The 23390-nt window shown below is 49.2% G+C and carries 22 protein-coding genes; 12 read left to right on the forward strand and 10 right to left on the reverse strand.

Going from position 1 to position 23390, the window contains the following annotated elements; translation table 11 throughout:
- Positions 1–202 precede the first annotated feature (202 nt).
- Positions 203–655: an aminoacyl-tRNA deacylase gene (locus ACYZZ0_RS10855; RefSeq protein WP_461536644.1), complete on the forward strand. Its 453-nt coding sequence runs from the start codon at positions 203–205 to the stop codon at positions 653–655.
- Between the two features lie 51 nt (positions 656–706).
- On the opposite strand, the gene ACYZZ0_RS10860 is transcribed toward ACYZZ0_RS10855, so the two are convergent.
- Positions 707–1963 (reverse strand): cation:proton antiporter, encoded by a 1257-nt coding sequence (locus ACYZZ0_RS10860; protein WP_461536645.1) that lies wholly within the window; start codon positions 1961–1963, stop codon positions 707–709.
- Between the two features lie 200 nt (positions 1964–2163).
- Here ACYZZ0_RS10860 and ACYZZ0_RS10865 point away from each other — a divergent pair, with 200 nt between their 5' ends.
- A complete protein-coding gene (locus ACYZZ0_RS10865) occupies positions 2164–2787 on the forward strand; it encodes a LysE family translocator (protein ID WP_461536646.1) in 624 nt (207 codons plus the stop codon).
- 40 nt (positions 2788–2827) lie between these two features.
- Here ACYZZ0_RS10865 and ACYZZ0_RS10870 read toward each other — a convergent pair whose 3' ends face one another.
- Both ACYZZ0_RS10870 and dacB read right to left on the reverse strand, forming a co-directional pair.
- Positions 2828–3748, reverse strand: a complete 921-nt coding sequence (locus tag ACYZZ0_RS10870) for an alpha/beta fold hydrolase (RefSeq protein ID WP_461536647.1) — start codon at positions 3746–3748, stop codon at positions 2828–2830.
- A 52-nt stretch (positions 3749–3800) separates the two neighbouring features.
- Positions 3801–5279, reverse strand: a complete 1479-nt coding sequence (dacB, locus tag ACYZZ0_RS10875) for a D-alanyl-D-alanine carboxypeptidase/D-alanyl-D-alanine endopeptidase (protein WP_461536648.1) — start codon at positions 5277–5279, stop codon at positions 3801–3803.
- A 116-nt stretch (positions 5280–5395) separates the two neighbouring features.
- Between dacB and yfcD the strand changes: the two genes are divergently transcribed.
- Together yfcD and ACYZZ0_RS10885 are read left to right on the forward strand one after the other, a co-directional pair.
- Positions 5396–5947 (forward strand): NUDIX hydrolase YfcD, encoded by a 552-nt coding sequence (yfcD, locus tag ACYZZ0_RS10880; protein ID WP_461536649.1) that lies wholly within the window; start codon positions 5396–5398, stop codon positions 5945–5947.
- A gap of 63 nt (positions 5948–6010) precedes the next feature.
- A complete protein-coding gene (locus ACYZZ0_RS10885; RefSeq protein ID WP_461536650.1) occupies positions 6011–6625 on the forward strand; it encodes a riboflavin synthase subunit alpha in 615 nt (204 codons plus the stop codon).
- 11 nt (positions 6626–6636) lie between these two features.
- Here the strand turns inward: ACYZZ0_RS10885 and ACYZZ0_RS10890 are convergent, their stop codons facing one another.
- Entirely contained in the window at positions 6637–6969 is a 333-nt protein-coding gene (locus tag ACYZZ0_RS10890) for a GIY-YIG nuclease family protein (RefSeq protein ID WP_461536651.1), read from the reverse strand.
- A gap of 92 nt (positions 6970–7061) precedes the next feature.
- On the opposite strand from ACYZZ0_RS10890, the gene ACYZZ0_RS10895 reads away from it, so the two are divergent.
- Positions 7062–7721: an RING finger protein gene (locus ACYZZ0_RS10895; protein ID WP_461536652.1), complete on the forward strand. Its 660-nt coding sequence runs from the start codon at positions 7062–7064 to the stop codon at positions 7719–7721.
- Between the two features lie 34 nt (positions 7722–7755).
- Entirely contained in the window at positions 7756–8169 is a 414-nt protein-coding gene (gene arfB, locus ACYZZ0_RS10900) for an alternative ribosome rescue aminoacyl-tRNA hydrolase ArfB (RefSeq protein WP_461536653.1), read from the forward strand.
- An 83-nt stretch (positions 8170–8252) separates the two neighbouring features.
- On the opposite strand, the gene ACYZZ0_RS10905 is transcribed toward arfB, so the two are convergent.
- From ACYZZ0_RS10905 to ACYZZ0_RS10925, 5 genes are all read right to left on the reverse strand, one after another.
- Positions 8253–8972 carry a hypothetical protein gene (locus ACYZZ0_RS10905; RefSeq protein ID WP_461536654.1) on the reverse strand — a complete coding sequence of 240 codons (720 nt, stop codon included), beginning with the start codon at positions 8970–8972 and terminating at the stop codon, positions 8253–8255.
- Positions 8973–9158: 186 nt separating this feature from the next.
- Positions 9159–9425, reverse strand: coding sequence for a YihD family protein (locus tag ACYZZ0_RS10910; protein WP_461536655.1), 267 nt, complete (start codon positions 9423–9425; stop codon positions 9159–9161).
- Between the two features lie 86 nt (positions 9426–9511).
- On the reverse strand, positions 9512–11221 hold the full coding sequence (gene dauA / locus ACYZZ0_RS10915; RefSeq protein ID WP_461536656.1) for a C4-dicarboxylic acid transporter DauA: 1710 nt from the start codon (positions 11219–11221) through the stop codon (positions 9512–9514).
- A 195-nt stretch (positions 11222–11416) separates the two neighbouring features.
- Entirely contained in the window at positions 11417–12643 is a 1227-nt protein-coding gene (locus tag ACYZZ0_RS10920) for a hypothetical protein (RefSeq protein ID WP_461536657.1), read from the reverse strand.
- Between the two features lies 1 nt (position 12644).
- Complete coding sequence (locus tag ACYZZ0_RS10925; protein WP_461536658.1) at positions 12645–14717, reverse strand: DUF3857 domain-containing transglutaminase family protein; 2073 nt, start codon at positions 14715–14717, stop codon at positions 12645–12647.
- Between the two features lie 273 nt (positions 14718–14990).
- On the opposite strand from ACYZZ0_RS10925, the gene ACYZZ0_RS10930 reads away from it, so the two are divergent.
- The 5 genes from ACYZZ0_RS10930 to ACYZZ0_RS10950 all read left to right on the forward strand — a co-directional run bounded on the left by ACYZZ0_RS10930 (position 14991) and on the right by ACYZZ0_RS10950 (position 20955).
- Positions 14991–16790: a DUF294 nucleotidyltransferase-like domain-containing protein gene (locus ACYZZ0_RS10930; protein ID WP_461536659.1), complete on the forward strand. Its 1800-nt coding sequence runs from the start codon at positions 14991–14993 to the stop codon at positions 16788–16790.
- Between the two features lie 102 nt (positions 16791–16892).
- Complete coding sequence (locus tag ACYZZ0_RS10935) at positions 16893–17507, forward strand: 3'-5' exonuclease (protein ID WP_461536660.1); 615 nt, start codon at positions 16893–16895, stop codon at positions 17505–17507.
- Positions 17508–17922: 415 nt separating this feature from the next.
- Positions 17923–18831, forward strand: a complete 909-nt coding sequence (locus ACYZZ0_RS10940) for an FRG domain-containing protein (RefSeq protein WP_461536661.1) — start codon at positions 17923–17925, stop codon at positions 18829–18831.
- Between the two features lie 249 nt (positions 18832–19080).
- Entirely contained in the window at positions 19081–20064 is a 984-nt protein-coding gene (locus ACYZZ0_RS10945) for a transposase (protein WP_461536662.1), read from the forward strand.
- Between the two features lie 198 nt (positions 20065–20262).
- Positions 20263–20955, forward strand: coding sequence for a class I SAM-dependent methyltransferase (locus tag ACYZZ0_RS10950; protein WP_461536663.1), 693 nt, complete (start codon positions 20263–20265; stop codon positions 20953–20955).
- Positions 20956–21582: 627 nt separating this feature from the next.
- Here the strand turns inward: ACYZZ0_RS10950 and ACYZZ0_RS10955 are convergent.
- Positions 21583–21912, reverse strand: a complete 330-nt coding sequence (locus tag ACYZZ0_RS10955) for a hypothetical protein (RefSeq protein WP_461536664.1) — start codon at positions 21910–21912, stop codon at positions 21583–21585.
- Between the two features lie 155 nt (positions 21913–22067).
- Here ACYZZ0_RS10955 and hutI point away from each other — a divergent pair, with 155 nt between their 5' ends.
- Positions 22068–23336, forward strand: coding sequence for an imidazolonepropionase (gene hutI / locus ACYZZ0_RS10960; RefSeq protein WP_461536665.1), 1269 nt, complete (start codon positions 22068–22070; stop codon positions 23334–23336).
- The last annotated feature ends 54 nt before the right edge of the window (positions 23337–23390 follow it).

The following is a 23390-nucleotide window of genomic DNA, read 5'->3' on the forward strand; positions in this document are numbered from 1 at the left end:
AGCGGTTTATCTATTAATTTGTCGTCTGTCCGCCAGCTTTCTATAGTTGTGGTGAAAGCCTGATGATGAAAGACCGTGAAGCGGTTCCCGTTGCCCCGTTCTGAAGGGCCGCCGCTTTGGATTGCTTACTGATGCCCGGCTTTCCGGCCGGGTGAGGCCGGGCACCATCCTGTCTCCGCTCCTTGTTTGAGAGGTTGCCGCTATGCCTGTACGCCAACTCACGGATTTTCTGGACGAGAATGCCATTCACTATGAATCAGTATCCCATACCGCGGCCTATACGGCGCAGGAGGTAGCGGAAAGCGCTCATGTGTCGGGGTATCAGATGGCTAAAACAGTCATCGTCAAGCTGGATGGCAAGCTGGCCATGTGTGTGATTCCGGCCACGGAGCGGGTCAATTTCAGCAAACTACAGTCGGTCAGTCAGTGTCATACTGCTGAACTTGCGACAGAAGCGGATTTCACCCGATCCTTTCCGGCCTGTGAAACCGGCTTTATGCCACCGTTTGGCAACCTTTATGGTCTGTCGGTTTATGTTTCACCCCAATTGAGGGGTGAACATACCATTGCGTTTAATGCCGGGTTATCGACGGAAGTGGTGAAAATGGCGTGGGACGACTTTGAGCAGCTGGTGCATCCGACGGTACTGATCTAACACGTTATGACCTGAACGGCTATGTTGATTAGCTGCTACATATATAGCCGTTCAGTCATTTGCTTTTACTTTCAGATACCCCATCAGCCATTCGATGGTCGTGCCCTGAACCAGCAGTGAGAACAGGATGACCGCTAGCGACAGGTCAATAATCAGTCGCCGTTCGGGAAAGTCGAGTGGAATAGAGAGCATCAAGGCAACAGGAACAACACCTCTTAGTCCACCCCAGAACATAATGGCTCGGGTTGGCCGGTCAATATGAGGACTTTTGGGCAAACGGTTGCTTATGGGGATAAGCAGGTAGATCACCAGAAAACGGGCAAGTAGTACCACACCAATGGCAATGACAAGATAGGGAACAAAACTCTCGGATCGGTCCAGATCCTTGATCAGCAGATTTTCCTGAAACCCCAGTAGCAGGAAAATAAAACTGTTGGCGACAAACGACATAAATTCCCAGTAAGGGTGAAGATAGAGCTTTACGCCGTCAGCCATTACCCGCTTGGAATAGGTACGGGTAATCACACCCGCCGCAATAGCGGCCATAATGCCGGACATTCCGAACATATGATCGGCAATCAGAAAACTGCCATAGGCAAGAACTGTCGTGTGTGCGATCTGGACAAAAACGGTTTCCCGCCCGAGTTTGAACAGAACCAGCATGGCAAATCCCAACAGGGCGCCAATAACAATACCGCCGAGAAAAACATAGAAAAACTCGAGTACGGCACGGGTCATCAGAGGTGCGTCGAAAGCATGACCCGTTTGAACGACGACCATAACGATACTGAACATCACGATTGCGGTGGCATCATTAAACAGGCTTTCAGCATCCATCAGCAGCGACATTCTTTCCGGAGCCCCCACCTCCTTGAACAGAGCGATTACCGCTACGGGATCAGTTGCTGAAATCAGGGCGCCAAACAGTAATGCTCCGCCCAACGTTAATGGTGTGAGCTCATGTGTGAGCCAGGCCACAATCAGCATCGACATAACAACACCAACAACTGCCAGCATCAGAACCGGTATCAACTCTTTCACCAAGGCCGGCAGCTTGATATTAATGGCTGCGTCATAGATCAGAACCGGAAGCAGTACATACAAAATGACATCATGTGTCAGCCGGACCTGTAGTATCGGGGCAAGCATATTGTATTGAGTTGCCAGCAGCCCGAGGGCCATGCCAATCACCACCAGACCAATGGTGTAGGGTACCCGTAATCGCTTGAGAAGAATGGCAGAGCTGGTGGTCAGTAACAGCAGGCCGGCAAAGGTCAGAATGGCGGCTGCCAGGCTGTCATCATGCATGATGGAACCCCCGGGCACATAAGGTCATATCAGTAGGGAGAGTGGTCACGGAACAGTCGAGGTGGCACAAGGTGGTGCAGCTACAAACTATAGACGAAGATGTCCTGACTGAATTCTGAACAGGCAAGGGCTGTTGTATCCATGCAGTATCCCTTATATTCGCCGGGCATGAATAAATTAAATGAAAGGACCGAGACTGAATGATCAGCTATGCATTGCTGGCCGCTTTTATTCCGACGTTTTTCTTTGTTTCCATTACGCCCGGCATGTGTATGACCCTGTCGATGACACTGGGAATGACCATTGGTGTACGCCGAACCCTGTGGATGATGATCGGGGAGCTGGTGGGAGTGGGCATAGTCGCTATTGCTTCGGTTATTGGAGTAGCAGCCATTATGCTCAATTACCCTGATGTGTTTGCAGTTTTCAAGTGGGTTGGAGGCGTGTACCTCTTTTGGCTGGGCATTCAGATGTGGCAGTCCCGGGGCAGTATGGCTATTCCTGAGGACAGTACGGCTGCCAGACAGACTTCGCGCAGGGCGCTGGCGTTACAGGGGTTTGTAACCGCCATTGCCAACCCCAAAGGCTGGGCGTTTTTCATTTCACTGCTGCCGCCGTTTATTGTGATTGATCAGCCCCTGGGGTTACAGCTGATAATACTGATCAGCATTATTTTGTTGCTGGAGTTTACCTGCTTGTTGATTTATGCCAGTGGTGGTAAAACCCTGCGCCATTTTCTACAGCGTGGAGCCAATGTTCGAATGCTGAATCGCATTGCCGGTACGCTGATGGCGGGTGTTGGTGTCTGGCTGGCGCTGGGATGATATCGCGGTTTTTTATCGGCATTTGCAGCCCACGACAAGATTATGAACAGGCTCTTAACAGTCCGGAAATGATTTCGTCCTGACAGTTATTGAAAACTGACAAGTGACCTTCATTCGCCTGATAGCAGTGGCGGGCACCAGGAATGGTATCCGCCAGCCACTGGCTGTGAGCAACCGGCATCATTTTGTCCAGACCACCACTCCATATCATGACGGGAACGGTCAGCTGTCTGGGGTCAAATCCCCAATCATTCACAAAGGCCATATCGTCATCAATCCAGCCTTCCATGCCGTTTGACATGGCTCTGGTAAATGATGCAGCGAAAGCTGAAGCAAAATCACCCTGCATGGTTTGCTGATCTTCCGGCGGCAGCATGGCAGACATTTCTGCGGCCAGCTTTTCTCCACTCAGATTGCTGAATCGGGGGCCATTATCCAGTATCCACTGCTCCAGCCCGGCCCTGTCCTCAAGTGCGTGGGTAAATATCTCATGGTTGGTAGGCGTCATGCCGGCAAAGAAATCGAGGTCAGAGGCCTGAGCCGGCCCGATACTGGTGATACAGGCTGCGGCCTTGCAACGTTCCGGTGCCAGTGCAGCCAGCGCCAGTGCATGAGGCCCGCCACCTGACCAGCCAGCAGTGACAAAACGATAAATACCGAGATGATCCAGTACTGCCAGAATATCCGGTATCACTCCGGCAATATCACGACCCGGCAGGGCATCACTCATGGCATACCCGGGCCTGCTCACAGCAAGCAGATGTGCCTGATGTTTCAGGGTTGTATCCCACCAAAGCCGGGCAACAGAGGCTTCACAAGGAGTGCCATGATGCAGAACCAGCACCGGCAAGTCATCCGGCGTGGTACTGTTTCCTGAAAAACAATACTCAACAGTGCGCCCGTCAGACAGAGGCAGGGTAGAGAAACAGGCTGCCGAGTAACTTTTCAGGATGCTATACATTTTTTCCGGGATCGCTTTGTTAAATGAAGCAGGAACTATAGCTCATGTTTTCTCAGTAGAGACTGGCAAGCTGAGTCAGCAACGATGCCTCAAACTTTCGTAATTTTGCTCTGGACTTGCCGCGTTTGCCGGGCAAATCGCTGATACCGTTAATCATCAGTACCATGGCAAGGTGACGACCGCTGCCGGTTTCCAGATAACCGGCAAGGTTGCGGACTCCGGTCATACCGCCGGTTTTTCCCTTGAATTTGCCTTTCAGGGCATTGCCCCGCATGCCCGGGTGATAGCGCAGGGTGCCGTCTTCGGCTGCTACGGCCAAAGCTTCGCGGAACTGTCTGGCTTTGGGGAAGGTGTGGGCCTTCAGCAGCAGCTGGCGCAGGGTTCGGGCGGTAATCAGATTGTGGTGTGACAAACCGGAACCATCAGCCAGATAGCTGTTGCCCAGATCAATGCCCTGCTGTTCCAGAATCTTGCGCATGGCTACAGTCCCGTTCTGGAAGGTGCCGGGGCGATGAGTCATCTGTTTCCCCAGGGTTTTGAGCAACGCGTCGGCAGCAAGATTGTCGGACTTTTTCAGTGCCCGGGCCAGCAGCTTTTCAAGTGGCTCCGACTGATTTTGAGCCACCACAGATACCGCTGTCCGGCTTTTGGGTGGGGTGCCAAGGCGCAGTTCACCCGTATGTCTGATACCGTTTTTACGCAGGGCCTGTAATACATGCCAGCGGGCATTTTCCACTGGCTTGGTCAGGGCAAAGCGCAGTGGCATATTGCGGGTTCTGGGTGGCAGGCAGCCAACCAGCTGATAGGCATTGTGACCAATCGGAGCGACTTCCAGTTCGTAACGCAGGTTACAGTCAGGGCGGGTGATCACCTGAATATCAAAGGTGGCAACATTGTTATCGGTGACCAGCCGTGCCGGCGCATCGGCAGTCTTGCCGTTACTGAGACGGGCGTTAAAACAGTTGCGGTCAATAATCGCGGCATCTACCGGAGCCGAGTAACAAATAGCAACAGCATCCCAGGACCAGCCCCGGCCATAAGCTTGCCCGCCAAAGGCATGGGCATCAAGCCAGATATTGCCGTCGATATGTTTCAGGCCATTTCCGGCCATGGTTTTGAACATCTGATGAATATCCCGGCTGGTCAGCGTCGGGTCGCCACTGAATTCCAGAATCAGGTCATCGCGGATTCCACTTTTCCCAACGGCACCGGGCTCAGCCCGCAGCAGGGTTTTAAAACTGAAATTGTCTTCCAGACTATTGAGTGCGGCAAAACCGGTCAGCAGTTTCTGCAGGCTGGCAGGCTTCATCAGCCGGTCCGCATTTTCGCTGATCAGCAGCCGGTTGTTATCGAGGTCATGAACCTCTATTGCAACCGTGGCACCGGGAGGCAGCAGCTTTCGCAGGCTTTCCGGCAACGGCTTGAGATCGGCCTGTACAGAGGTGTAAAAGGTAATCAAAAACAGCAGCAGGCAGCGACATCCTTGTCTGACCTGCTGACACACCTGATACAGAAAGTGAACGGTTTTCATTCAGAGTTCCTCTTCAGCGAAGCGTGGAAACCGGCTATCCTTGGGCAAAAAACAGAAGCCAAAAAGCTTCGTGTGAATGATAAATGGACAGATAAACAGAGAGAGGGGAATGCGATATGGACCAGGATCAGGTCGTTGATCAGGCGCCAGAGAACGTTACCGACACGGAAGAGATGGTCACCATCGTTGATGATGCCAACCGGGTCACAGGTTCTGCTCCCCGCAGTGTGATGCGCCGGGAAAAACTCTGTCACAGGGCCACCTATATTTTTGTTTTTGATCATCAGGGCCAGCTGTACCAGCAATTGCGTACTACCACCAAGGATGTTTACCCCGGCTGGTACGATCTTGCGGCCGGAGGTGTTGTGACTGCCGGTGAAGATTACGATACCGCGGCTGAGCGCGAACTGGAAGAGGAACTGGGTATTTCCGGCGTGCCGCTTGAGTCCTGTTTCCATTTCTATTTCCAGAATGATGACTGTCGGGTCTGGGGTAAAGTGTTCTGCTGTACTTATGAAGGCGAAATGAAACTGCAGCCGGAAGAAGTGGTATCTGTGTCTCGTATTTCACCGGAAAAGGTTCTGGCCAATCCGGAATTGGTGCATTATACCCCCGACACTTTGGCTGCCCTTCAGCGTCTGATGAAGTATCGGCAGCAGTCTTCCTGAATCCATAGCCGGTACTTTGAGCCGGCGACGTTTCAGTTGTATGAATCTGTCTGAGTGGTATCGATGTTTACCGGAATTATTCAGGACAAGCGTCCTGTTGTTGAACTGATTGAAAAGAAAGATCTGGTAACCCTGAAGCTGGAACTGACACCGGCGCAGTGCGAAGGGCTGCAGCCAGGCGCCAGTATTGCAGTGAATGGTGTGTGCCTGACGGTAACCGGCATCGATAATGCCGTGGTCAGCTTTGATATTATGATGGAGACCCTGCGGGTTACCAACCTGAAGTTTTTACAGGTTGGCAGTCTGGTCAATATGGAACGGGCCGCCCGTTTCGGTGATGAAATCGGCGGTCATCCGCTGTCCGGTCATATCCATGATAGGGTTGAAATCGAGTCGATCGAGCGGCCGGAAAATAACTGTATTATTACCTTCCGGTTTGACCCGCAGTGGCATGACTATCTCCAGCCCAAAGGTTATGTGGCTCTGAACGGAGCCAGCTTGACCATTGGAGAAACCGTAGACGATGGTCGTTTCTGTGTTTACCTGATTCCTGAAACCCTGAGTATTACTACCTTTGGTGAAGCTAAAGTGGGAGACAAGGTGAACCTGGAGATCGATTCCCAGACCCAGGCCATCGTGAATACTGTGCGACGGATGATGGCCAAAGATCAGGCCTGAAATCTGAATAGCTAATCCGAAGCCTGTTTCGGTTCAAGCCTTTCCCGTAACTGGTCAATGGTGGTACTGCCATTGACCAGTTTTTCCTTGTTTTCCTTGCTTAGCTGTTTGATAGCATATTCCAGTCGCAATGCCTCGGTTTGGTCAGATACCGGGCAGCTGAAAGCCAGTTGCAAAGGTCCGCGTGCTCGAAGATAGCGGGCAGCCTTTTTTCCCCCGGCCTGATGTTCCTTCAGGCGTCGCTCTACATCGGTTGTAATGCCGGTATACAGACTGTTGTCACTACAGCGAATCAGGTAAATGTACCATTCAGCAGGGCTTGTTCTATTTTGAAGGTCTGGCATTAAAAGTATTCGGAAAGTGACTGATTTTATTCGAATATTATTCCAGATGATAAATCGCCTGTCGTCTGCGGCAGGCAACCGGGAGCCGATTCATGCCCCTTGAGTTTGAGTGCCCGGTCTGTCTCAACACCGAAGATATTCTGGAAAACCGTGAGGCGCTGGATAATGTCGCCATGCTGCCGGTATGTGGCCACTGGCTGTGCCAGGATTGCCTGCATGCTATCGTCAACCCGCGACGAGGCTTTGATCCACGCCGGGTCGACTATGAGTGCCCGTTGTGTCGAGCCGGCTTTCAGGTGCCGGCAGGTAACCGGGCGCACTGGCATTTTGTCTGGGGTGACAGGATATTCCGGCCCGGCAAGGTGCTGTTTTTGGGAGAGCAGGATAACAGGCAGGAACGGCAGGGGCGGTTAATGGGTGAATATGAAGAACATGTTCTGCGACAGCTGTTTCGCAGCTCTCATGCTATTTGCCAGCAAGTACGCCTGAATCAGTTAAACCAGCCAGTGATACCTGAAAATCTGCGGGCTGATTTATCCCAACGTCCCAGTAAAATACTACGGGGGCTGGTGGTTAGTTTGCTGAAAGCTCATGCCCAGCCGGCCCTCGAAGCCCGGTTTGGGAATCCGGCTCCACCCCAGCTCAAAGCCATGATCAAGTCTTTTATCTGCTTCGGAGTGCATACTGAGCTGATCCCCGGTATAGTCCGGCCACCTTTTGATCCACGCTCCGGGCATCTGTTTCCCTGGTAGCGGCTAATCTGACAATAACAGGGAGTGTTTTCTCATGTTGCAGATCTCGGGGCAGGTCAGCCTGCCTGATGATGAAATCGAAATCCGTTTTATCCGGGCCCAGGGGGCTGGTGGGCAAAACGTAAATAAAGTCTCGTCTGCGGTTCACTTGCGGTTTGATATCAGCAAGTCGTCACTGCCGGACTTTTACAAGGAACGGCTGCTGGCACTTTCCGATCAGCGGATTACCAGCGACGGTGTGATTGTTATCAAGGCGCAGCAGTTTCGGACTCAGGATAAAAACCGGGCTGATGCGCTGGAAAGACTACAGGCGCTGATTAAAAGTGTTGCCCAGGTCAGGAAAAAGCGTCGGCCGACCAAGCCCACCAAAGCATCGCAGAAAAAACGGCTTGATAGTAAAACCAAACGCGGGCAAATCAAAAACCTGCGGGGACGGGTAAATGATTAATTATTGCCAACATAGAAATACAAACAGTTTTACTACCTCAATGAATGAGACGCCCTGGTCAGACAGAGCGTCCAGACAAATAATTATTCGGTGATAACCAGCTCGTCTGAAGCAGCCTTGTAGAATACCTTTAATGGGCTTTTGGATGTTGATACAGATTTCCCCCCGGTATCAATGCTGACCCCAATGGGAAAGGTGTAATAAACCTTGAAACCGCCTCTTTCTTCCATGCACCACTCTACTGTCGGGTCGATACCCGCTAACCACTGATACCACCCTTGTTTTCTTATTTCCTCAAGAATAAATGTGCTTAATGGGTGATATTTGCCAACAACCGCCAGGTCATCTTTTGCTGGTACCATTAAAGCCACCCATTTGTATGCGTTCATGGAGAAATTACGGGAAGGGTATTTTTTTACATTGAAGAGTTTTTTAGTTTCGACAACAGTTTGCCCGGTAATATAAGACAGCCAGCCGATGAGCTCGGGAAAATTAAATATCATCTTTTTTGATAGAGGGTATTGATAAGACCAGAACCTTTCCATAGCGTAAAGATCACCCATGCCAAATTCCGTATAACGAGAACTCCGGTGATCCTGCAGAAATGTTACGTATCCGTTTCTTGATGCTATGGCCAGAATAAAGTCCCCATCCGGAACCGTTTCTTTATAAGTCTGCATTGCGTCGAATACCTGCTGGTGAAGCTCAGTATTTTCAATTTCACATTGGCAATGATCAGAGATTTGTTTCTTTGCATATGTAAAACCGCTGGCAAGAAACAATAGAAACCATAAGCGCATCATATTAAACGAAGATGTCTTTTTTGTAGAGTGGAAATAGTATTCGGAAAATATAGTTAAATATTTTCAGTAAGGTGAAATGTTATTTTAATTGGGAATCCAAATAAGAAAATATCCTTTGAATCCCGGAGTTGAGTAAAAATTATTATCTCCGGGATTCATAATGAAAAGCGTCGTGGGGGCAGGAGCTTATTTCTTAATACCTCTGGCCTCCAGCATGGCCTGTTTAAAATCGCTGACAGCATCTTTAGCCAGCCCCGGAATCATGGCGGTCTTATCCATCCCTTTCATCTTCAGGTGATAAATCAGCATATCATCAGTAACGGTGCTGATATCACCACTATGACCCGCTTCCTCAGCCAGCTGGGCAATGATTTCAACCAAGTTCAGTTTGGAGGCTTTTTTCCATTCCGGAGTCATCAACTCCAGCAGTTCATCAATTCGATGGCAGCTCATAGGGATACTACTTTTATCCGTGGTTTGAAGATAAAGCCCGAACAGACTTGGCATGTCGGGCTTTCAATCCTTCAGGAATATGTTGGTCAGGTGCGACTCAATAGCAGGTTGCGGGCATGACTGGCACTGGTGTTCATGCAGTGACCAAAGGCAATGTGATCTTCTGTTGCGTGAATCCCGGCCCGGTTCAGCTTTTTGATCAGCCTTGGCAGCAGGCCATGAATCACCAGTCCGGTATTACGCTTTTGCAGATCCTGCAGCAGGTTTTCCATCGCCACAATCCCGCTCATGTCGAGCATATTAACATCAGACATATCGAGAATGGTAACCCGGACCTGGCTATCCATATTACGCAGACTGCCTAATGCTTTCTGGGCTGCACCAAAGAACAGGGAACCGTTGATATCATAAACGGCAACCGTCGCCGGGAGGTCGGTGATAGTGTCATCATTATCCTCACTGACCCGGTTCGCTGTTGCCAGATCACTGATACGCTTCAGCAATAACAAGGCAGCCAGCAGCATGCCGACTGATACCGCGATCACCATATCGAAGATAACGGTCAGGGCAAAACAGGTGAGCAAAACGGCTTTATCCTGACGCGGAGCGACTTTCATAATCCGGGCAAAGTGATGTGCCTCACTCATATTCCAGGCCACCATAATCAACAGTGCTGCCAGTGATGCCATCGGGATATACGATAACAGTGGTGCCAGCATCAGTACCGCCAGCAGTACAAACAGGCCATGCGTAAACGAGGCTACCGGAGAACGTGCGCCGCTGCGGACACTGGTTGCTGTGCGGGCAATCGCTGCCGTTGCCGGAATACCACCGAAAAACGGCGCAATCAGATTGCCCAATCCCTGGGCAATAAGCTCATTGTCGGGATTGTGGCGGGTGCGCGCCATACCATCAGCCACCACGGCACAAAGCAGGGATTCCAGTGCTCCCAGCATGGCAATAGCAAAAGAGGAGCTGATCAGATCGCGAATCAGCTGGTGGCTCAGGCCAATGGGCTGACCGTCGATACCGGGAAGATTCCACGGCAATACAAACCGGGGGGCTACCGGTGGAATGCCCTGACCGGAAACGCCATCAACACTCCAGCTGAAGCGGCTGCCAATAGTAGCAATCGTCGAACCGTCAATATTATGGGTGATCAACCAGGCTGCACCGACACCGGCCAGCAATGCTGGTAAGTGAGGAGGAATACTGGTTTTCAGGGATTTCCAGCCCAGGAATACCCCCAGTGTGGCGACAGCAACAAGGGTGTCCCACGGATTTAACTGGGGCAGTGCCAACGCAAGCTCTGTCAGTCGGCCAAACAAATGCTCGGGCAGGGTAATATTTTCCAGCCCGAAAAAATCCTTCAGCTGCAGACTGGCAATAACCACGGCAATACCGGAAGTAAAACCAATGGTCACAGGGTAGGGGACATACTCAACCAGTCGTCCCATACGACACAGGCCCATAATGATCAGAATCAGCCCGGCCATAACGGTAGCAATCGCCAGCCCGCCCAATCCGTAACGGGCAGTGATCGGCAGCAGAATAACCACAAAGGCGGCGGTAGGGCCGGAAATATTAACCCGTGAACCACCGGTCAGTGAAATCAGCAGACCGGCAATAATCGCCGTATAAAGTCCGTACTCCGGCGAGACACCACTGGCAATCGCCAGCCCCATCGACAATGGCAGGGCAACAATACCAACGGTGATACCGGCCAGCACATCTTTTTTAAGATGAGTGCGACCATAACCCTCGTTCAGGGCTTCTCGAAGTGCGGATGCAATCATGGCGGGATATTTTTTGAAAGGGTTAAAGCAAAAATTCTACTGCTATATGTTGGTTTGGCATATAAGAGCTATACACAAAGTTGCAGTGGTGGTTTTAAGTACTTTGTGAAGCTGATTTTGCAGAATAAAGCTCTGAGACGAAAGGGCTTATGGGGTGAACCAAAAGCCCAAGAGGGTTGCGGGTATGTCGTGCGGTTAAAGCTTTACGGTTTTTAAAGCGGCAGATGCCATAAATGTATCAATGTGATCAGCATTGCCTTCACTCAGTGCACTCTCGAGATTTGCATGGGTAAATTCATAACCAAATTCATCGATCATCAACGTTACCAGCTCGGCTGCCTGCTGATGATCTTCCATGGATACGAGTGAAAGCAGGGCCAGCCAGTATCCCTCGGTAACATTAGGCTGATTGCGAATCAGGGGTATAGCCTGCTGAAGTGTTTCTGGATAGCGCTGTAGTGCATAGTTAACTTCAGCCCTTTGATAGCGACTGTAATCACTGGCACCAATCCTTTTGTCCAGTTTATCTAATGCTTTAAGTGCCATATACGCCTTGTTTTGAGCGCTTCTGCCCTGCTGCATATAGTAATAGTCGACCTGCAGCGCCATATTGTCATGGCTGTATTTGTTCAGGGCAAAGGGCTCGAGTGCATCAAGATACTCTACCGGATCATCAGCTGATACGTGCGACAGCATGATGACCTGAAGGAAGTGGTTTTTCTGAAATCTGACAGGGAGTGCGTAGTATTGCCGTTTAACCTGCTCATGATTGCCCTGTTTTACAGCAGCCAGCAGCCGCTGCGTCCGGTTGGCGGTGGCAGCATCAGCTCTTTCCAGCTTGTAATAAAGGCGCACAAGCGAATTGGCGAGCGCACTGGCGGAGCTGCTGGCATTAAAGTTGGTCATATCCTTGATCATATAACCATTAACCGTGAGTGCTATATCCAGCTCCAGCGGCCCCCACGACCAATCCGAATTCAGCAGACTGCACTGGGCGTAGACGGTGTCAAACGACACTCGGCAACGGTTGAGATACCAGTCTCCGTCAAGCGGTTCATTCGCAATTGCTGTCATCAGCTGGGTGATAAAGTTGGGAGCCTTTAACCGGTTTCTAAGTTCTACCGGAGCATCACTGGTAATACGGATAAAGGCATCGTCTTTAATCACTGACTGGATCGCAGAGGTGTTCTGGCCATTCAGAAAGCTGATAACCGAGCGTGCCAGTTGTTCCGGGGTGTTATTCTGAAGGGGCAATAACATACGTTGGTTAGCATTGTTATTACTCTGAGCGGTTTCCGGCTGAGCAGACCCTGACAGCTCTGACTGTACCGGTTGCTGACTGGCACAACCGGTCAGCAGGCCAAACGACACCAGCAAACTGCCGGCCAGTAGCCGGCTGGCAGTGAAAAATCGGGGATACATCTTAATTACTTCCCTTTAAGGCCTCTTCCAGTTTCATTTCCAGCCGGCTGAGTAAATCCTCGCGCTGTTTGCGGGTAGACTGCAGTGGATCTTCAAACTGGAATGAATAACTCATGGCATCCTGTACCTTGGCCATATCCCGGGCATATTTCGGTGCTTCTTTTGCGGGTACCGGCTTGCCGTGCATATTCAGGGTGCTGAATACAGTCAGGGTTTTGCCCTGATATTCGGCATCGGTTTCATAGGCAAAGTAAGGGCTGGAAATCTTGCTGTGCCAGCCTTCCATATTGATTTTCAGCGGTTCCGGAAAATGGATGCTGACATTATGCTGCAGTTCGGCTTTGGATCCGGGCCAGTAAGAACCGTTACGGCGTAGACGGTCAGGCTTCACCGCATGGGAGTAAAATCCTGTGGTGTAAAAACTGGCAGAGCGGACTTTGTCTTCTATCAGCCAATACTCGGGAATGCGATACTTTTCGGTAATGGTCAATCGATTAAGCAGGCGGTTATCGGTATAGCTGACAGTATCCGCCAGTTCAATCATTGGATAAAAGTCACTGAAATAATCCAGATAGTTTTCAGAAACCTGCTCCAGGTCGGCATTAGCCAGCCGGTTACGCTGCCATTCCGCTTCTGAACCTTCAAATACTGTTGTCAGTGTCATCGCAACCGGTTGCTGATAGTCACTGATAACCACATGCTCGGAGACGGTGATTTTGTTGCGATTGCGGGGCTCAACATCGCTCAATGCTTTGGTGCCGGGGCGTAATACCAGTGCCTTGCCAAAACGGGAGGTTGCCAGCCGGTTAATATCGGTACCCTGATTAATACGGGTACCATCCAGCCAGTACTGTTCGCCTTCCAGTTCCACCAAAGTAATCACATGATCAAAAGCACCCGGGCTGGGCAGATCGCTGTCGATGGTGCCACGGTTAGCGAAGGAAACCAGTGCCGGCCAGGCATCAATACCACGGGCCCGCAGCAGGGCGGTCAGCAGTACGGCCTTGTCTTTACAGTCACCATAGCGGTTCTGCAGAATCTGCTCCGGCATATTGGGACGATGAGAGCTTTCCCCAAACTCCAGACCAAGGTAGCGGATATCTTCCTGAACACTGGCCAGCGCAGCTTCGGTATAAGCCTTGGGCGTGCTGAAGTCTTTATTCAGTTGCTTTACAAGTTGCTGGAACCGTTGACCGCCGGTGTACTTGTCCTGATACAGATCCAGTGCCCACTGGTTCACTTCTTTCCAACTGTCGTATTCACTGACAGAAAGCCAGGGGTAGGGCGTTTCTCCCGGAGGATACTGATCATCGTGACGGATAATCGGGGTCTTATCATTGGTCCACAGGTATTCTGTGTAACCGTCAGCCAGCTGGCTGATTTTGGGCTCAGTAGAGAGCTTGTGGCTCTGATACTGCAGCGGGCGCTGTTTTGGCATCAGATAGCGAATCTGCTGCTGGTCAACGGTCACACTCCACCCAAGATCCCGGTAGCCAAAGAAGCGCTTGCCCAGAACCGGGTTAAAACCGGTGATAGAGTAGCTGAACTCGAGAATGTCATTTTTGCGAATATCATTCAGCAGAATCAGAGCCGTTTTCCGACCGTCATAAATATTCCGGTCAGCATCATCTTCCTGCTCGATAATCCTGATCAGGGCTGATTCGGCCCGGTCAGAACTCTGACCATTACGAATGACACTCAGCTTGTGAATGGCAAGTTGCTGGTAGACCGGATTAAAACCGATCTCGATTTTGGATACCTGGTCCACGCCATCCGCAGAAAGTGCTTTTTCTATCGCACGGTAGAAATAAACCGGAGCAGCGTCGGTAACCCGGGTCTGGCTGTCAGAAAGAATAAACTGCACCGGCTGTTTGCGTCGTAGCGGTTGCTGCTGCCAGGGTGTATCAACGACCCAGCCCGGTACAGGCTGATTCCTGATGATCTGATCCTGATCTGATTCCGTACTGGCCTGGGCACTGATTGTCAGCAACACGCCGGTAAAAAATAGTTGTATCAGCTGGCTTAAAGCAGGTCTGTTACGCCGGGAAGAAATATCATCCGTTTGATACCGCATAAATCCTTCTTTACTCAGGCAATCTTTATTGTGTGGCTTGGCTTTATGTCTGTCCGGCAGTATGCCAGAGGCCAAATCCTTTTTCAGCACCTCCTGTTTCCGCAACCACTGATTGATGCCGGATTCAGGCCCAAGACAATACTGGATCTAACGACTGTATTCTGGAGAAAAATGCCGTGTATCTGTGACATGGATAGAAAAAACTGCTTCAAATTAGACGCCCGTAAAAGGATAATGATCCACAGAATAAGCATAAATAAACAGGGGGCCGCCATGGATTACGAAGCACGTTTTCAGCAATCGCCATTTGACCTGTTGACTGAAAATCAGCGTAACCGGGTGATTCGCGCTGCCTCTCTAAGTTGGTTCAAACCGGGTCAGAAGCTGCTCAAGGCCGGTGCCGAGCCTGCTTCCCTGATGATTGTCCAGAAAGGTGTTATTGAAGAACGTCACCACCAGGACAAACAGAAAATTTATGCGCATTACGCCGAAGATGACCTGTTTGATGTCCGTGGCCTGCTCGAAGGCCAGATCAAGCATGAATATATCTGCCTTGAAGAAGCTCTGGTGCAGGAAGTGCCGGCACCACTCTTTATTCAGTTATGTGAGGAAAACCCTGAGTTTCGCGAAGGATTGCAGGCTGATCTGAGTGAAAAGTATGACCGCCTGCATCAGGATTCCCGGCCGGGCATGACTGATTTTCTGCTAAGCCGAATAGAACCCGGCCACTGTCGTCCTGCCCGCATCGTTGCCGCCGATACCACACTGACCGAGTCCGCCCGCATAATGGAAGACGAGCATTTTGATGCCCTGTTGGTGGATATGGGCCCGGAGATTGCCGAACTGGGTATTGTAACCCGCACTGATCTGCTGCGGGCACTGGCTCTGGAAGAAATGCCATTATCAGCTGTCGTCAGCAAGGTTGCTGTCTATCCGCTGATTAATATCGAGTCAGGGGATTATCTGTTTAATGCGCTGCTGCTAATGACCCAGCGTCGTGTGGAGCGACTGACCGTATTTGATAACAGTGAACTTGTCGGGTTGCTGGATCTGAACCAGATCTTGTCATTGGCCTCAAGCCATTCTCATTTGCTGGCAATGAGAATTGTCAGGGCCAATACGATTGCAGAACTGGTTGCGCTGGCACCGGAAATCGACAAACAGGCTCGCAGTCTGTTCTCCAATGGCGTGCGTACCGGGTTTGTGATGCAGCTGGTTTCAACCCTGAATGACCAGCTGCTGAAGCGACTGTTTGAACTGCATTTTCCGCCGGAATTTCACGATAGCGTCTGTCTGCTATCACTGGGCAGTGAAGGTCGGGGGGAACAGGTACTGAAAACGGATCAGGATAATGCCCTGATAATTGAAGATGACAAGCCACGCCCGGATCAGCTGCTGCTGGAAGAGTTTACCAATCTGCTACTGGACTGCGGCTGGCCGCTTTGTGAAGGGCAGGTGATGGTCTGCAATCCGCACTGGGTGCTGACCCAGTCCCAGTGGCAGCAACGAATTGCCAGCTGGATCGGTAATACCAGTCCACAGCATATGATGGATATGGCCATGATGGCCGATGCCCGCCCGGTTGCCGGTAATGCCCAGCTGTATAAAAAGTTCAGAAAACAACTGCACAAGGCACTGGGGGATCAGGAGGCATTTCTGGCGACCTTTGTGGCGCCGGCGCTGCAGTTTGATACCCGCTTGACCTTCTTTGGCCGTATCAAGGAAGGGCGTGATCATAAGATGGATGTGAAAAAAGCCGGTATTTTCACTCTGGTTCATGGCATTCGCACCCTGAGTCTGGAGCACCGGGTCAAGGCGCGCTCAACCGTTGATCGACTAAACAAGCTCAGGGAAGTGGGAAAGATTGAAGCGGATCGTGCTTCCAAACTGGAAGAAGCCTTTCTGGTGCTAAACCGGTTACGGCTGGAACAACAGGTTGCCGGTAGCTGCAGTGGTAATGAGCTGGATCTGGATGCGTTGGATTATCGTCGGCGGGATATGCTGCGGCACTGTCTCCATACGGTGAAGAAGTTCCATCAATACCTGAGACATCATTATCATCTGGACCGCTAGCTAGGGATATCGGAAAGGAAATTGGGCGGCTGAGGGACCAGCCAGAAGCAAACGTCAGGGACGCCAGCAAGAATAACAACTATTGAGTGTAGTGATATCGGAATGAACAGCCCTGTACTGGAAAAACTGCGTTTCAGCTGGTTAAACCTGACCGCCGGGCGTAGTCATGCTGATTTCAGCCGCTTTTTTCCGGCGGCTCCTGCCAATGAATATATTAGCCTGGATCTGGAAACCAGCAGTCTGGATCCGGATACCAATGAAATCCTCGAAATCGCTGCTATCCCGATTCGTGACGGGCGGATCTATCCCGGTGAAGCTCTGGTTTTACGATTACAGCCGGAAGGTGAGCTGAATCCGGATTCAGTTCCAGTGCATCGTATCCGCGAGAAAGATCTGGAGCGGGCCATGCTGCCCAAGGAAGCACTGATACGGCTGCTGACCTTTATCGGCCGGCGACCGCTGGTAGGTTACAACATCCGCTTTGATCAGCATATTCTCAGTCGCTATTGCCGCAAGTATTTTGGCTTTAACTTACCCAACAGCATTATCGAACTGTCCCACTGCTATTACCGTAAAAAACTGCAGACCCAGCCGGAAAGTACTACTGATATGCGGTTTGAGAAAATCTGTGAGGATCTTGATATTCCGGTGATGGAGCGGCATACCGCCAAAGGGGATGCGATGACTGTGGCTTTGGCGTGGCTTAAGTTGAGTTAGCTCACCCAAAATTTATCTTCAAAATGCCTAGGGTAAGGTGCAACTGTTCAATGATAGCATTGTGCGTTTTACGACAGGCTTCGGCGTTCACAGCCTTAATTTTCCCAAAACTGGCAGGGTGGGCGGTAGCGTTGAAAAGAGTTGATTTTAGTAAGTTCGCCTATGTACTTTTCAGCTGTATCTTTAAGGCCTTGTTTTTGAGGGGAAGATACGATTTTCTGACAAGAGCTTAGTTTGAGCGAAATATATATGAATAATGAAAGGCGAAGTGTTTTATAAACTGCACGTTGAGCTAGAAGGCGCTAGGAGCCATGTGCATGATGGTGCTGCGCAATTTCGCCTTTCCCTTTAGATAGAGCGTTATACGAAGCCAGTTCGTAAAAACCTCTGTTAGGCCCTAAATAGAACTCAAGATATGAGAGAAAAAAGAAAGCTATTCACAAAAGAGATAAAGTCACTTGATGAACTTTTCAGGATTGTTGAGCGACACAGTAAACGATACAGTAATGTATTTTATAGAGGGCAAGCAAATTCAGAATGGCTCGTAACAAGTAGTTATGCCAGAAAAAGCGGAAGTATTCTTGAAAATCATGAAGAAATAAAGCATAGAGCAGAAACAATTACTGCTGAGCAAAAAGCACGAAGTAATTATCTTATATCATCATTTGATATTATTGATAAATTTATAAATGAACTATCCATCAAGAATGAAATAGACTACGCAACATATATGGGGTTGGCCCAACATTACGAACTTCCAACTAATCTCATAGATTTTTCTCTTTCTCCCGAAGTTGCTTTATATTTTGCGTTTGATTACAAAGAAGAACCTGAATCAGGTTATGTGTCACTGTATATTACAACTCCTTTATTTTTCGAGGAAGTAATCGTTAATGATATACAAAACAGGTATGCTCAATTCAGTGACAAGAAAGAGCTAGATTTACTTATTAGAGACATGATTGAGCTAAAAAAGGGAACGTATAGTATGACGATCCCAAGGATCAAAATTGCAGACTACCAAATAAACTTAAGAATTAATGCTCAAAAAGGTTGCTTCGTCTATTATCCAGAGCCGTTGCCATATGAGTCCATAATGTACAGATTAGAGTGTTGGCAACCACAAAGAGATTGGGGTTCACAATATATTATTAAAATCCCAACATCCTTGAAAAAGGATGTGGCACAATATTTAAAGTCTAAAAATATAACCAGAAAAACAATTTACCCAACAGTAAATCAAGATCATATACCAGATGGCTCAAAGTGCTTTGATCTTGCTCTAAAAAGCGCCAGCGAAAAAGTTTACCAAACCTTGGCCTAAAAAGAATAAAATAAATAGAATGAATAAAAAAGTGAATAAAATAAAATAAAAAGGACATCCATATTTTTGACAACCCCTGAGACTATTCTATCTTCCTTTCAGGTATTTATTTTCCTGACAGGGAAGGTCCTATGACTCAAGCGCGAGCAAATAAAAAGGACAAATAAAAAGGACATCCACTTTTTTGACAATCCCTGAGACTATTCTATCTTCCTTCCAGATATTTTATTTTCCTGGCAGGAAGATCCTATGACTCAAGCGCGCAGTAACCTGATAGATGCAGATAGCACTCCCTATTATCACTGCATTGCGCGCTGTGTCAGGAGAGCTTGGCTGTGTGGTGAAGATCACCTTACAGGCAAGAACTATGAACACCGTCGTCAATGGGTTGTTGACAGACTGGAGCAACTGGTCGAGATCTTTGCCATTGAAGTCTGTGCTTATGCTGTGATGTCCAATCACTACCACGTCGTATTGCATATTAATAAAGCCCCGGCAAAAGCCTGGAGCAGGGATGAAGTGCTGGTTCGCTGGACTTCACTGTTCTCTGGCCCACTGCTGGTGCAGCGATATCTAGCCAAAGACAGGTTGAGCGAAGCCGAGCTGAATCGTGTGGATGAGTATGTCGAAACCTATCGTAGCCGGCTCATGGATATCAGCTGGTTTATGCGTTGTCTGAATGAGCATCTCGCTCGTGAAGCCAACAGGGAAGATGGTTGTAAAGGGCGATTCTGGGAGGGGCGCTTCAAGAGTCAAGCATTACTCGATGAAGCGGCACTGCTCACTTGTATGGCCTATGTGGATCTCAACCCGGTTCGTGCGAAGCTGGCAGAGACTCCAGAGTCATCTGACTTTACTTCGATTCAGCAGCGATCCCGGCAGATATCAAAAACAGGAGAAAGTAAGCAGCCTGCTACGCTTAAACCGTTTCGTATGCAGGGTCAGAAAACGGATCTTGCGCTTCCCTATACCCTGTATGACTACCTTGAGCTGGTTGACTGGAGCGGGCGAGCTGTCCGACTGGATAAAAGAGGGGCTATTGCCAGTGACTTGCCTCCAGTGCTGGAACGGTTGGGAATCAATCCTGATGAGTGGCTACAGACTATGCATCAGGGTAACCGCTTTTGTCGTGCTGTTGGCAGGCTGGCGGTGATGAAGGCTTATGCATTAAAAACAGGTCGACAGTGGGTGCAGGGTATGAGTATTTGTAGCCGCTTGTATCGACTCAATTAAGTTCAGTTATTAATTACAGGTTCAAGCGTTCAGCTTTATTCTTCAAATTTACCTTTCTTTTTTCATCCTCTTTTTTCTTTTTCTCTCTTATCTTGTCCATTGATTTATACCATAAGTCTGTATTTTAGCGTTTGTATTGCCTGCCCTTGAAAAACATCTAAGCTAATTATACTAGCTAAATTGGAGAGGGGAGTCGTTTTGCCTTCAGGAAGTACTTCATCTTATGCCATTGCCCAAGGCGACCTAGGGGCATCTCGACTCGAACTTCTGACCCAGTTAACCTGGCAATACAGTCTTCGCTTTCTAAGGAAACAAATATCGCTTGAAGGGAAACAATGTCTTGAACCAGGCTGTGGCACAGGAGCCATTAGCGCTCATCTTCTGAAGCTGCTTGGTAATGAAGGACGTCTGACAGCTTTTGATATTGACCCTGCATCCATAGCTCAGGCTAAACAAAATATTCCTGATCCCAGAGCCGAATTCAAAATTCAGAACTTGTCGGCAATCACTCCGGATGACAGTGAAAAATACGATATAATTTATTGCCGCTTTATTCTTGAACATATCCCTGATCCAGTTGATGTCATTCACCGACTCAGGAGCTTGCTAAAAGCAGGAGGGCTGCTGATAGCTGAAGATATCGATACAAGAGGTTTCTTTTGCAGCCCAGACAATGAATATTTTCAACAGTTCGCTGAATTGGTGGGATCGGCTATTAGTGTGCGAGGTGGCAATCCGCGTCTGGGGCCACGACTGCCAGCTATTTTTCAGGATGCAGGTTTTATTGATCTGGATGTAGAGGTTGTGCTGAAGCTGATAATTTATGGATGTCCTTTTTCTTTTATTTCTTTTTTTTCTTTCCTTTTTCTTTCTTTTCTGAAACAACATTGAGCTACGAATAATGAAAGCCAGCCTGAAATTATCTATTTTGTTAATTGTTATATTTATTTCTGGATGTCAAAAAAATGAAAAGCATGACAGTATCAGAATGCCTTTGTACCAAGAATGTATCGAAAAAGTTCTTCTCTTCAAAGTAGAGCTCACCCTTCTTTTGCCGGAATGGTAATTATATCCGGAAAGTCATTAGACCTGGATTTGGAGGTATATGCGAATACGATACGTGGGCTGTGCTATCCTCAAACATCTTTAACTGTTGATAATGATGAGGGCGGTCTAAAAATAATTAATATACGCATGAGAGGTAATCAATTAAAAGGTATTTATAATAATTATTTCGATATTTCAGATGATAAAATAACCCTGTTTTTTAATGATGGGAGATATGCTCGAGAACGAGGAATGTAAAAGTATAAAAGGAGTAGTGGGGCGGGTCTTGCATCTTGAAGATAGACGTCTATCGTTACGCTATTTCCTAATCTGGTTGTGACGAAAAAATAAAAATAAATCCATATTTCTATACTCTTACAACATTTGAGATCCAGAGATTAAACGCCATACCACCAAACGATATTATGCTGTGGCGGTGACACTGGCATGGCTAACTCAACCAGCTTGCCCCTAATCAAACAAAACCCGATACCGCAACCTGAACTCATTCAAAGGCTCCGGCATATGCTCAAAAAATGATGAATTATTCCTCCGACTAAGATCATCCAGCGTCCGGCGCTCTTCAATCTCAAAGGCGGTATCGATTTCCTCTTCCGGCCCCAGCGTCAGCTCCAGGGTTCTGGTTTCATCAAACTCAAACAAGGGTAAGACCGGAATCTGGTGGGTCGGGTCATCGGTGATATACAGTGGTCGGGCAGGCTGCATCGGCATATCTTCCTGTGCCGATACACAGGGGGAGAGTAAAAAATATATTGCAGCGAGTAGGGATGCTTTGTGCATGGGGGATTTACCTGAACGGCATCGAAACAGCCTGAAAAGCTATTTCCGATTGTTCTATTTTAGCGTTTGAGCCCCGCGGGTGTTGTATTATTCGTACGGCAGTGGTTATCTGTAGCTATGCTTGCATAACAATAATCATCACAAGCAGGTAGCTCATGGCAGTTAATGGCGTTCCCGCCACTGGTTCCAGTGATGGCGACAATACCCGAATTAATAACGTCCCGATTGATCGTGCCTGGATCAATGCCCGCCTGTCCGACCGGGATGATCAGCTTTATATCATTCTGACCCGGTCAGGCCTGATTCATGATGTGATTCCCTCTTCAGCTGAAACGGTAGCCGCACTGCAATCCAGTCTGAATGCCGCATCGATTATTGATGTTGCGGGAGGTTGGGTAACCCCGGGTCTGATTGATTGTCATACCCATCTTGTTTTTGCCGGTCATCGCGCCAATGAGTTTGAGCAGCGATTGCAGGGCGTCAGCTATGAAACCATTGCCCGTCAGGGTGGTGGCATTATGGCAACGGTACAGCAAACCCGAAAGGCCTCGTTTGATGAGCTGCTGAAGCTATCCATGCCCAGAGTGCAGGCGCTGATCGATCAGGGTGTCACCACGGTAGAAATCAAATCCGGCTACGGGCTTGAACTGGAAACCGAACTGAAGATGCTGCGGGCTGCCCGGGAACTGGAATCCCGCCTGCCGGTCCGGGTTAGCACCACTTTTTTGGGTGCCCATGCACTGCCTCCGGAATACCACAATAATGCTGATGGCTATATCGATTTTCTCTGCCGTGAAGTGCTGCCTGCGGTAGCTACCGAGCAGCTGGCAGATGCGGTCGATATGTTCTGCGAAGGCATTGGTTTTTCGGTGGAACAGTGTCGGCGCCTGTTTGAAGTTGCGGCAAAGCATGGGCTACCGGTAAAAGGCCATACGGAACAGCTCTCCTGTCTGGGGGGAACCCGACTGGTTTCGGAATTTAAGGGCTTGTCTGCAGATCATCTGGAATATCTGGACGAAGCCGGTGTCAAAGCCATGGCGCAGGCGGGAACGGTGGCGGTGTTATTGCCGGGCGCGTTCTATTATCTGCGTGAGACAAAGCTGCCTCCCATAGAACTGCTGCGGCAATATGGTGTGCCTATGGCGATTGCGACAGATTTTAATCCGGGCTCGTCACCGCTGCTGTCGTTGCGATTGATGATGAATATGGCCTGTGTCCTGTTCGGATTAACACCGGATGAGGCTTTGAAGGGCGTTACCGTCAATGCTGCTCAGGCTCTGGGACTGCAGGATATGACCGGGAAACTCCTCCCGGGTATGCAGGCCGATTTTTGTGTATGGAATATCAGCTGCCCGGCCGAACTGGCTTCGGAACTGGCGGTGAATACGTTGCACCAGCGGGTCTTTGCTGGTGAGCCTGGTTAATAACACCAGAGACTACTCTATCGATGTAATTTTGATTTACAGAATCTAAAAGGT

Origin of the sequence: Spongorhabdus nitratireducens (assembly GCA_947387575.1) — a bacterium.
GTDB lineage: Bacteria > Pseudomonadota > Gammaproteobacteria > Pseudomonadales > Endozoicomonadaceae > CANDOC01.